The 11,467-nt window shown below is 54.8% G+C and carries 6 protein-coding genes; all 6 read right to left on the bottom strand.

All coding sequences use genetic code 11. The features are described from left to right. Nucleotides 1-1,698: GTP-binding protein (locus GAP13_RS06580; protein ID WP_158907410.1), on the bottom strand; the 1,698-nt coding region annotated here is incomplete at its 3' end. 172 nt (nucleotides 1,699-1,870) lie between these two features. Beyond that, the gene (gene rpsG / locus GAP13_RS06575; RefSeq protein ID WP_158907408.1) at nucleotides 1,871-2,341 is read right to left on the bottom strand and encodes a 30S ribosomal protein S7; all 471 of its coding nucleotides are present in this window, start codon (nucleotides 2,339-2,341) and stop codon (nucleotides 1,871-1,873) included. A gap of 12 nt (nucleotides 2,342-2,353) precedes the next feature. Beyond that, complete coding sequence (gene rpsL, locus GAP13_RS06570; protein WP_158907406.1) at nucleotides 2,354-2,728, bottom strand: 30S ribosomal protein S12; 375 nt, start codon at nucleotides 2,726-2,728, stop codon at nucleotides 2,354-2,356. 194 nt (nucleotides 2,729-2,922) lie between these two features. Beyond that, nucleotides 2,923-7,272 carry a DNA-directed RNA polymerase subunit beta' gene (gene rpoC / locus GAP13_RS06565; protein ID WP_158907404.1) on the bottom strand — a complete coding sequence of 1,450 codons (4,350 nt, stop codon included), beginning with the start codon at nucleotides 7,270-7,272 and terminating at the stop codon, nucleotides 2,923-2,925. A gap of 87 nt (nucleotides 7,273-7,359) precedes the next feature. Further along, on the bottom strand, nucleotides 7,360-10,854 hold the full coding sequence (rpoB, locus tag GAP13_RS06560; protein WP_158907402.1) for a DNA-directed RNA polymerase subunit beta: 3,495 nt from the start codon (nucleotides 10,852-10,854) through the stop codon (nucleotides 7,360-7,362). Between the two features lie 199 nt (nucleotides 10,855-11,053). Next, nucleotides 11,054-11,443, bottom strand: coding sequence for a 50S ribosomal protein L7/L12 (gene rplL / locus GAP13_RS06555; protein WP_222126167.1), 390 nt, complete (start codon nucleotides 11,441-11,443; stop codon nucleotides 11,054-11,056). Between the last annotated feature and the right edge of the window lie 24 nt (nucleotides 11,444-11,467).

The following is an 11,467-nucleotide window of genomic DNA, read 5'->3' as shown; positions in this document are numbered from 1 at the left end:
GCCGACCGCCAGCACAGTCTCCATCGCGCGAAGAATGCATGTTTCATAATTTGCCGACAATCGTATGCCGCTCGCCACGTGCAAGGAATTCGCGTTATTGTCTTTCTCATTCTCGAGAAATACGCCAAGCCCTACCGCAAGGCGCTCGCCACCAAAATCGCCGACAAACTGGTCAGCAAGCCGAGCCGCCTTTTTCAGGCGCTCAATTTTCGGAACCTGAGGATTCCCGGCGCGGACACGCAATCCATATTCTTTTTTAAGCCGTTCGCGGATGATATCGAGATGCAGTTCGCCCTGCCCCGCGATGGTAATGCGTCCCGTATCTTTTTCTTCGCTCACCGAAAGCGAAACATCTTCCATGCTGAAATGCTTTAACGCTTCTCGCAGCTGAGGAAGCTCTGCCTGCAAGGAGGGTTCGATGACCATGAACACGAGAGGTTCCGGATTCTTGAATGATTCATAGACAATCTGCAGATTGGCCGCGCAGAGTGTTCCGCCCGCTTCCATGAAAGAAAGCCTGGCTCCGACGATTTCGCCGGCTGCAGCTGATTCGATATGCTCGACATCCGCTCCGTTTACCCCATAGAGCCGCTGAATCTGCACATGTTTCCTGGCTGGCATGGCCATGACTTTCATGCCTTCGCGAATCGTGCCTGACCAAATGCGCAGCCAGCCGAGCGGTTCCAGATTCTGACTCAAAACGGACTTGAAAATATATGCTGAAAATGGTGCATCAGGCGCTGCAGGAAGGTTCAGTTCGCTTCCATTCTTGAGGTCTTTCGCTGGCGGACATCCTCGCTCCAGAGGATCAGGGAAATAATCGATCACCGCATCGAGCAGCAAGGCGGTAGAGATGTCAGAAAATGACGAACCGCAGAGCGCTGGCATGATATCCTGGCGCTGGATGGCCGGGCGAAGCGCGTCTCTGATATGGGCTGGAGATATCTGTTGCCCGTTGACAATCATTTCTGTCAGTCTGTCATCGTACATGCTTGCGCGATCAAGGATTTTTTCTCGATACTGCTCGATCTGTCGCTGCGATTTTTCAGAAATCGGCGCTTGATCGATTGGCAGTCCGATACTATCAAGAGAAGCTGGGCTTTCTCCTGCTTGGGCGATATTCTCAGACATATCGAGCATTGCAGGGAACCATCTTAGGTTCACAAGATCAGCTATTCCGTTCCATTGATGCCCTTCGAATGTAGGAACCTGCAAAGGAAGGACGGATTCGCCTAGTTCTCCTGCAATTTCCTGCATTGCAGCAAAAAAATCCGCGCCGCGCCGATCCATTTTATTGATGAAATACATGCGCGGAATCTTGTGAGCTCTGCAGCCGCTCGCAATAAATCCTGTCCTGACCTGTACGCCAGAAACTGCACACAGCACAATGACTGCTCCATCGAGAACGCGCAGCACGCGGTCGACTTCAGCGCTGAAATCGACATGCCCCGGAGTGTCCAGAAGGTGAAAGCGAACACCTTTATGGATGAAACGGACAGCGGCGGTTTTTATTGTAATACCATGCTGACGCTCGATAGTAAGGTAGTCGGTCGCGGTCGTTCCCTCGTCCACATTTCCGGCTTTTTCTCGAACACCGGCTACATGCAGCACACGCTCGGTTATCGATGTCTTTCCGGCATCGATGTGGGCGAGAATGCCGATATTGCGGATCGAAATGGGCGCGGCCTGCATATTCATTGCAGGATCAGTATACTTCTGCTGCACGAAAAGAAAAAGCCAGCCTCGCGGCTGGCTTTCTGTCGGCATTCAATGCGAAGCGCAAAGCGCCTGCATTACCACCTGTAATGCGCAAATGCTTTATTGGCCAAACGGTCCGGCTACGCCGGCCCTATAGCCTGGCTTTTGCTCATTACCACCGGTAATGAGCAAAAGCCTTGTTGGCTTCAGCCATCTTGTGCATGTCGTCTTTTTTCTTGATCGCGGTGCCGGTGTTGTTGAATGCATCGAAAAGCTCATCTGCGAGGCATTCCGCCATCGCCTTGCCGGTGCGCGCTCTGGCGGCATTGATAAGCCAGCGCATTGCGAGCGCTTCGCGGCGAGATTCGCGAATCTCGATAGGTACCTGATAGGTAGCGCCACCCACGCGCCGGGACTTGACTTCGATAGACGGCTTGACATTCTCAAGCGCTTTGTTGAATGCATCGAGGGCTGGCTGGCCGGATTTCTGCTGCAGCAGCTCGAGCGCATCGTACATGATGCTTGTGCAGATAGACTTCTTGCCCTGCCACATCATGCGGCAAATAAAGCGCGAAACAGTCGTTGAATTGTATTTGACGTCGGGAGCATGGCCCCGATCGATAGATTTCTTTTTTCTGCCCATGTATTACCTCTCTCAAGCCTTTGGCTTTTTGGCGCCGTACTTGGAGCGGCCCTGTTTGCGATCTTCGACACCGAGCGCGTCCTTTGTGCCGCGGATGATGTGATAGCGTACACCAGGAAGGTCTTTTACACGGCCACCGCGGACGAGCACTGCGGAGTGCTCCTGAAGGTTGTGTCCGATACCCGGAATGTAGGCAGTCACTTCGATGCCATTGGTGAGACGCACACGTGCAACCTTACGAAGCGCGGAATTCGGCTTCTTCGGCGTCACGGTCATGACACGCGTACATACGCCACGGCGCTGCGGGCAGCCCATGAGCGCTGGCGATTTGGTTTTCCACTGGTTCTGCTTTCTTCCAAATCGGATAAGCTGGTTAATAGTCGGCATATAAGCTCCAGACTCCCTTTTTAATGCTCGCGCGTGTCAGCATCACGCGCGGCTTTTCATCTATAAAATATATATTCCGGACTGCGAAAAATGCGGTGGCTATTTTCGCAGCGGTGTAGAATACCTTTCTCGCGCAATATATGTCAAGGGCCGCACACTTCGGTTGCGCGCTATGCGCGGCCCTTCACGATTCACTATTCGGACGGCTCTACATCCTCGCTGAACCCTTCATCGTTGTCAAACACCGAAGGCTCATCAAAGCTCACATCATTGGTTGTGCGATCCTGGAGAATCGCGGGCGGCGCCAATTCACGCTCCTGCTTGCGTTTTTCAAGCACTTCTTCGACAAGCGAGTTGAGGTCGTCGTTCACCGCATCGAAGAGGCGAACTTGTCGGTATTGCTTCATGCCGGTCCCCGCTGGGATAAGATGACCGATAATGACGTTCTCTTTGAGGCCTCTGAGCTGATCGATTTCGCCCTTGATCGCTGCATCGGTGAGCACTCTCGTCGTCTCCTGGAAGGAGGCTGCTGCAAAGAAGGAATCGATTTTGAGCGAAGCTCTTGTGATGCCGAGGAGGATCGGCCTGGCAACTGCCGGCTGGCCACCTTCTTCTTCGACACGGCGGTTTTCGTCATGGAATTTATGCTTGTCGATCTGCTGCCCGTAGATGAACACGGTGTCTCCCGGGTTGACGATTTCGACCTTTTTCATCATCTGGCGGATGATGACGCCGATATGCTTGTCGTTTATGGTAATGCCCTGGGCGCGGTACACTTGCTGGACTTCATCCATGAGGTAACGCTGACAGGCCTGTTCACCAAGGATAGCAAGAATGTCGTGCGGGTTTTTGCTGCCGTCGCAGAGCAATTCGCCGGCGGCAACCTTGTCGCCGTTGCGCACGAGGAGCCGGCGGTTTTTCGGAACGAGATGCTTGTACACCTTGCCGAAGGAATCGCGGATATTGATAACGCGCTTGCCTTTGAGCGAACCACCGAAGGAAACGGTACCGGAAACCATCGCAAGAACGGCGGGTGTCTTGGGTTTGCGCGCTTCGAAGAGTTCGCCGACGCGCGGCAAACCGCCCGTGATGTCCATGGCCTTGGCGCTCTCTTTGAGAATCTTCGCAAGAATCTTGCCCGCTTTTACTGGTTCTCCATCCTCGACATTGACATACGCGCCTTCCGGCAAATAGTAGGTTTCGATGTCGTTGCCCGCCTCGTCGGTGATGAGGATTCTGGGCTCTTTGGTGTCGCGTTCACTGCCGACATCGGTGATGATTTTTTCGACATTGCCGGTCTCGGCGTTGATTTCTTCCTTGAGGGTCGAGCCTGGCACAATGTCTTCATATCGCGCGATACCGTCGTGTTCGGAGATGATCGGGTCGTTGAACGGGTCGAAGGTTGCGATCGTTTCGTTTGCAAGGAGAATCTGGCCTTTCGTAACAACGACCTCTGAACCGTTGCGTATTTCGACTTTCTGTTCCTGCGCAATAAGAAGAAGTTTGCCTTCGAGCACTTTTGCATAGGAAATGCTGGGCGACTTGATTTCCGCGCCATCGGCTTTCCGGATGACCGGGTCGTCCTTCATGACGCGCTGTCCGTCCTCGACGAGCACCACATCACCCTTGGATAATTCGAATGCGCCAAATACTCTATTCACATAGATGTAGCCGCGGCGCGTGAAGAGGAAGTGGCCAAGGTCTGTTTTGACATAGGTGCCTTCAATGTCCACGACATATGCGGGATAGCGCAGCGAAATGCGGTTTTCTTCAGCTGCTTTGGTCGCCGCACCGCCGATGTGGAAGGTACGCATGGTAAGCTGAGTACCAGGCTGGCCGATCGACTGGGCGGCTATAATGCCGACAGCCTCGCCAATATCGACGGTCTTGCCGGTTGCGAGGTTGCGGCCGTAGCACTTGCGGCAGACGCCATGCTTGGCTTCGCAGGTAAGTACTGTTCTGACCGATACTTCTTCGATTCCTGCAGCCTCGATCTGCTCTGCGATTTCTTCGGTTATTTCTTCATTGGAGCCGACGATGATCTCGCCGGTAATCGGGTGGCGAATCGGGTCGAGCGTGAACCGGCCTATGATGCGCTCTTTGAGCGACTCGATGATCTCGTCGCCGTCCTTAATTGCGGTGTGAATGGCGCCATTGATTGTTCCGCAGTCGTCATCATTGACAACGACATCCTGCGCGATATCGACAAGCCTTCGTGTCAGGTAGCCGGCGTCCGCAGTCTTGAGCGCGGTGTCGGCGAGACCTTTGCGTGCGCCGTTTGTCGAGATGAAAAACTCGATGACCGACAAGCCTTCACGGAAATTCGAGCGGATGGGCAGTTCGATAATATCGCCGGAGGGCTTGGCCATAAGGCCGCGCATACCTGCGAGCTGGCGTATCTGGTTTTTGCTTCCGCGCGCACCTGAGTGCGCCATCATATAAATATTGTTGAAGCCGTCGCGGTCCTTCTCGAGGGTCTTCATCATGACAGCGGTCAACTCTTCGTTTGTCTTAGACCAGACTTCTACTACGCGGTTATACCGCTCGTCCTGAGTGATGTGGCCGGCAAGGTACTGCTGCTGGATTGCCTCGACTTCCTTGTTGGCCTTTTCGATCATTTCGGTTTTTTCTTTGGGAATGACGATATCGTCCATACCGATGGTCGCGCCGAAGAATGTGGCATACTTGAAGCCCATCTCTTTGATCGTATCGAGCATATTGACCGTGATGAACGGACCGTTCGTGCGGTACACATACTCGATGAGCGAGCGGATGTCCTTATCCGTCAAGGCATAATTGATATAGGGAATTTCTTTCGGAAGCGCCTCGTTGAGGAGGATGCGGCCTGCGCTCGTTTTGATAAGCTTGCTGCCATTGAGCGTTGCAGGTTTGGCATAGCTGTCCCAGACAGGCTCTTTGGGGGTTTGCACATAGACCAATGCCTGATAGTCGCACGCGCCATATTCGCATGCGAGCAGGAGCTCCTCCGGTGAGGAATAGCGCTTGCCTTCGCCTTTGGTGCCAGGCCTGTGGCGGCTTAGGAAGTTGATGCCAAGAACCATGTCCTGGGAGGGATAGACGATAGTCTTTCCGCTCGCAGGGTCGAGGAGGTTGCGGCTCGAAAGCATGAGAGTCCAGCACTCGGCCTGCGCTGCATGGGTAAGCGGCACGTGGACTGCCATCTGGTCGCCGTCGAAGTCTGCGTTGTATGCCTTGCAGACGAGCGGGTGCAGCTTGATGGCCTTTCCTTCGACGAGGATCGGCTCGAAAGCCTGAATACCGAGACGGTGCAGGGTCGGCGCGCGGTTCAGGAGCACGGGGTGTTCCTTGACGACTTCGTCGAGCACTGCAAAGACTTCTGGCGTTTCGGACTCAACGAGCATCTTGGCTTTCTTGATGTTGTAGACGACATCCTTCTCGACAAGCTTTTTCATGATGAAGGGCTTGAAGAGCTCGAGGGCCATTTTGGTCGGCAGCCCGCACTGCCACATCTTGAGCTCGGGTCCTACGACAATGACGGAACGGCCCGAGTAGTCGACGCGCTTGCCGAGCAGGTTCTGGCGGAAGCGGCCCTGCTTGCCCTTGAGCATATCAGCGAGGGACTTGAGCGGGCGGTTGCCGGCGCCTTTGACCGCACGGCGGCGGCGAGTATTGTCAAAGAGCGCATCCACTGCTTCCTGCAGCATTCGTTTTTCGTTGTAGATGATGATGTCGGGGGCATTGAGCTGCAGTAGTTTCTTGAGGCGGTTGTTGCGGTTGATGACGCGCCGATAGAGATCGTTGAGATCGCTGGTCGCGAAGCGTCCGCCGTCGAGCTGGACCATGGGGCGCAGTTCTGGCGGAATGACAGGAATGACGGTCAGAATCATCCACTCGGGGCGGTTACCGGACGAGCGGAAAGCCTCGACAATTTCTATGCGCTTAAGAAGGCGCTTGTCTGCTTTCGCTCCGCGCTCGATCATTTTCTGCCTGAGTTCCTGAGAAAGTTTGTCAAGGTCGATCTGCTCGAGAAGAGAGCGGATAGCCTCCGCGCCCATGCCTGCGGTAAATGCGCCGCCGTAGCGGTCCATCGCCTCACGGTACTCTTCGTCGGTGAGAAGCTGCATTTTCTTGAGTTCGGTCTCGCCTGGATCGATGACAATGTATTTTTCGTAATACAGCACGGACTTGAGAGTGGCCATGGGCAGGTTCAGCAATAGCCCCATCCGGCTCGGCACTGAACGGTAGAACCAGATATGCGAAACCGGGCTTGCCAGCTCGATATGTCCCATGCGCTCGCGGCGCACCTTGGAATTGGTCACTTCGACGCCGCAGCGGTCGCAGATGACGCCCTTGTACCGGATGGACTTAAACTTGCCGCAATAGCACTCCCATTCCTTGGTTGTGCCGAAAATGCGTTCACAAAAAAGGCCATCGCGCTCCGGCCTTAGTGTCCTGTAATTGATTGTCTCAGGCTTCTTGACCTCTCCATATGACCAGGCACGGATCATTTCCGGGCTGGCGAGATGGATGGAAATGTTGTCAAAATCCTGGATATCTCTCATGCTACCCCCTCGGGCGATCGGCATGTTCTATGCCGCGCGCCCCGCAGCGCATACTGCGGAGCGTAATTACATGGCACATTCGTTCGCTCAGAATGCGCCACTCTGCTTCTTGATAATATCTTCATCGCGCTCTGTGAGCGGTATCTGTTTCCCTTTCGAATCGTACACCTTGATGTCGAGCGCAAGGCCGCGCAGTTCCTGCACCATGACGTTGAAGGCCTCGGGGATGCCGGCTGCAGTGTGCGGCTCGCCTTTAACAATCGCCTCGTAGATTTTGGAGCGGCCGGTCATGTCGTCCGACTTGATGGTGAGGAGCTCCTGCAGGGTATTCGCCGCGCCATAGGCTTCGAGCGCCCATACTTCCATTTCGCCAAGGCGCTGGCCACCGAATTGGGCCTTTCCGCCGAGCGGCTGCTGGGTGACGAGCGAGTACGGGCCGGTCGAGCGCGCGTGCATCTTGTCGTCGACAAGGTGGTGCAGCTTGAGGAAGTACACAACGCCGACCGTAATCGGGTTCTTGAAATATTCGCCTGTCTTGCCGTCGCGCGCCATGACTTTCGAAGAAACAGGGAGCCCCGCCTGCTGGAGCTTCTCTTCGATCTGCTCCTGCGAAGGCGACTGGAAGACGTGGCATGCGTACCATTCATCCAGGGTACTGGCTGCCCACCCCAGTTCGGTCTCCATAATCTGCCCGATATTCATCCGCGAAGGAACGCCCAGCGGGTTGAGGCAGATATCGAGCGGCGTGCCGTCTTCGAGATAGGGCATGTCCTCGACGGGAAGCACGCGGGCGACAACACCTTTGTTGCCGTGGCGGCCTGCCATCTTATCGCCTTCTTTAAGCTTGCGCTTGACGGCGACAAGCACTTTGACGGTTTCTTCGACGCCGGGCGCGAGATCGTCATTGTTGGCGCGGGACATGCGCTGGACATCGATGACCGTACCCTCGATGCCATGCGGCACGCGCAGGGATGAATCGCGGACATCCTTGGCTTTTTCGCCGAATATCGAGTTGAGAAGCTTGAATTCGGGAGTTGTGTCGGTATCGCTCTTGGGCGTAACCTTGCCGACGAGAATATCGCCGCTCTTCACTTTGGCGCCGATGCGCACCACGCCTTCGCCATCGAGGTTGTCGAGCATTTTTTCGCTGGTGTTCGGAATGTCGCGAGTGATCCGCTCGGGGCCGAGCTTGGTGTCGCGCACTTCGAGGATGAATTCCTTGATGTGGATCGACGTAAAGAGGTCTTCTTTGACCACGCGCTCGGAGATAAGGATCGCGTCTTCGTAGTTGTAGCCGTTCCAAGGCACAAATCCTGCAAGGATGTTGCGGCCAAGGGCAAGCTCGCCCTGGCTTGTCGCCGGACCGTCTGCAATGACCTGCCCCTTCAGCACATGTTCACCGCGCTTGACGATCGGGCGATGATTGAAGCAGGTGTCCTGGTTGGTGCGCTGATACTTGATGAGCTGGTACACATCGGTATCGTCGGGCGATTCCATCTTGTCAGGGCGAATTACAATTCGGTTTGCATCGACAAATTCCACTGTGCCGGTGCGCTTGGCTTTCATGAGCACGCCGGAATCATACGCGGTCTTCCATTCCATGCCCGTTCCGATACGCGGGGGTTCGGTGAACACAAGCGGCACAGCCTGGCGCTGCATGTTCGAACCCATAAGGGCTCGGTTGGCGTCATCATGCTCGAGGAAGGGAATAAGAGCCGCCGAAACTGAAATGATCTGCTTGGGCGAGACATCCATATACTGGATTTCGTCTGGCCGGCGCATAGTGTAATCGCCCTGGTGGCGGCATGAAATAGATTGATCGAGGAATTTGCCTGCCGTATCGATGCGCGCAGATGCCTGGGCAATGTAGTACTTGTCCTCATCGATTGCGGAGAGGTATTCGATTTCGTCGGTAACCTTGCCCTTGACGACTTTGCGGTACGGAGTCTCGAGGAATCCATAGTCATTGACTGTTGTGTAGGTCGCGAGGGACACGATGAGGCCGATATTCGGTCCTTCCGGTGTCTCGATGGGGCACATGCGCCCATAGTGGGTGTAGTGAACATCGCGCACTTCGAAACCTGCGCGATCGCGGTTGAGGCCGCCCGGACCGAGGGCATTGAGTCTGCGCTTATGGGTGAGCTCGGCGAGCGGATTGACCTGGTCCATGAACTGCGAAAGCTGGGATGTGCCGAAGAATTCCTTGATCGCTGCTACGATCGGCTTGATGGTAATAAGGTCTTGCGGCTTGGCGGTCTCGAGGTCTTTGCCGGTCATGCGATCTTTCGCGGTGCGCTCCATGCGACTGAATGCAACCTTCATGACATTGGACATGAGCTCGCCTACTGCTCTTACGCGGCGGTTGCCAAGATGGTCGATATCGTCCACGTTCGCTTCACCGTAGTACACATTGATAAGGTGCTTCATTGTCGCGACGATGTCGTCTTTGGTGAGCGTCAGTGTCTTGAAGTCGAAATCGAATTTCTTGTTGAGTTTATAGCGGCCGACCGAGCCGAGGTCGTACTGGCGAGCAGTGAAGAACATATTGTGCAGATCGCGCTCGGCATTCTCCAGAGATATGGGCTCGCCGGGGCGCAGTACGGAATAGACCGCAGAAATCGCGTCTTCTTTGGTAGGCTCGTCCTGATCCGGCGTTTCTTTGACAAGCTTGACATCCTCGCGTTCGAAGCAATTGAGGATCATCTCGTTGTGCAATGACTTTTCGTCGTCGAAATCGATCACTTCCACAGAGCCAATGCCGAGATTGATGAGCTCATCGATTTCATGGAGGTGTATTTTGTCGCCAGCACGAAACAGGCGCTTTTTCTCGCCATCCAGCTCAATGTACACTGCCTTGGCAAGGATTTTGCCGACGAGCGCGTCTTTTTCGGTCTGGTTCTCCGAAAGCTCAACTTGCTTGGTCGTGTAGAAGGCGGCAATGATGTCTTCACGCGTCTGGATGCCAATGGCGCGCAGAAAGAGCGTGCCGAGAATTTTGCGTTTGCGGTCGATCTTTGCATGGATGAGGTCGTGCTTCTGGTCGATTTCGAACTCAAGCCAGCTACCGCGATACGGAATGATGCGCGCAGAAAATACGCCTTTCTCGTGGCTGAACACAACGCCGGGCGAACGGTGGATCTGCGAGACAATGACGCGTTCTGCACCGTTGATGATAAACGTGCCGCGGTCGGTCATGAGAGGAATATCGCCCAAATAAATTTCCTTCTGGCGAATTTCTCCTGTCTTCTTGAACACGAGGTTGATGACTGCCTTGAGAGGAACCGAGTATGTGAGGCCTTTCTGTTTGCACTCGAGCTCCGAGTACTTGATCGCTTTCTCATCCAGCGAATAATGCTCGTATTCGATTACGAGATCGCCGGAAGGGCTTTCGATCGGGAAGGTGCCCCTGAACACCTCTTCAAGACCGATCAAATCGAGCGGCTCCCCTTTTCTGAGCTTATCCCGCTGGAGAAAGCGCTCATAGGAAGAAACCTGAATATCGATCAGATCGGGAATGTCCATGACATCCCGATAATCCTTCCCGATGTATATGCGCTTGATCTTCTGTTCGGTATACGCCATCCGTCACCCCTCCATGCGCGCCCGTGCGCGCGGGTCAAAGGTCCATGCGCTGCTGCCTCTCCGCTGCAACGCCTTCTCATTTCCGTCATCAGGAGGCATCCCCTGTGCGGCACATCCATGGCGCCCGGGAATGCATCCTGAAAACGGGGGGACCTGAGGGTCCCCGCCGGATTCATCGCATTCTCGATTTTCAGTGCGATTACTTCACCTCGACCTGGCCGCCAGCAGCTTCAATCTGCTTCTTGACTTTTTCGGCTTCTTCTTTGGAGACATTCTCCTTGAGCGGCTTGTCACCAGCTTCGACGAGATCCTTCGCCTCTTTAAGACCAAGCCCGGTAATAGCGCGGACTTCCTTGATAATGGCGATTTTCTTGTCGGCAGGCACGTTGCCCTTGAGGACGACGGTAAACTCGGTCTTTTCCTCGACAGGGGCGGCTGCTGCGCCAGCAGCGGGAGCGGCGGCAACGGCCACAGGGGCGGCTGCGGTGACGCCAAATTTCTCTTCCATCGCCTTTACAAGCTCGGAAACCTCGAGGACGGTCATCGAAGCGATCGCATCGATGATTTGCTCTTTTGTCAATGCTGCCATATTATCTTCTCCTTGTTTCATAAT

Source organism: Rectinema subterraneum, assembly GCA_009768935.1.
In the GTDB taxonomy this organism is placed as follows: Bacteria; Spirochaetota; Spirochaetia; order Treponematales; family Rectinemataceae; genus Rectinema; species Rectinema subterraneum.
The sequence above is the reverse complement of the archived record's forward strand: the minus strand, read 5'-3'. Positions and strand labels throughout refer to the sequence as shown.

Bases quoted from the DNA above. Each gene is read 5' to 3' on its own strand.
- rpsG (WP_158907408.1), bottom strand. From the start codon at position 2,341: ATGGGCAGAAAAAAGAAATCTATCGATCGGGGCCATGCTCCCGACGTC.
- rpsL (WP_158907406.1), bottom strand. From the start codon at position 2,728: ATGCCGACTATTAACCAGCTTATCCGATTTGGAAGAAAGCAGAACCAG.
- rpoC (WP_158907404.1), bottom strand. From the start codon at position 7,272: ATGAGAGATATCCAGGATTTTGACAACATTTCCATCCATCTCGCCAGC.
- rpoB (WP_158907402.1), bottom strand. From the start codon at position 10,854: ATGGCGTATACCGAACAGAAGATCAAGCGCATATACATCGGGAAGGAT.
- rplL (WP_222126167.1), bottom strand. From the start codon at position 11,443: ATGGCAGCATTGACAAAAGAGCAAATCATCGATGCGATCGCTTCGATG.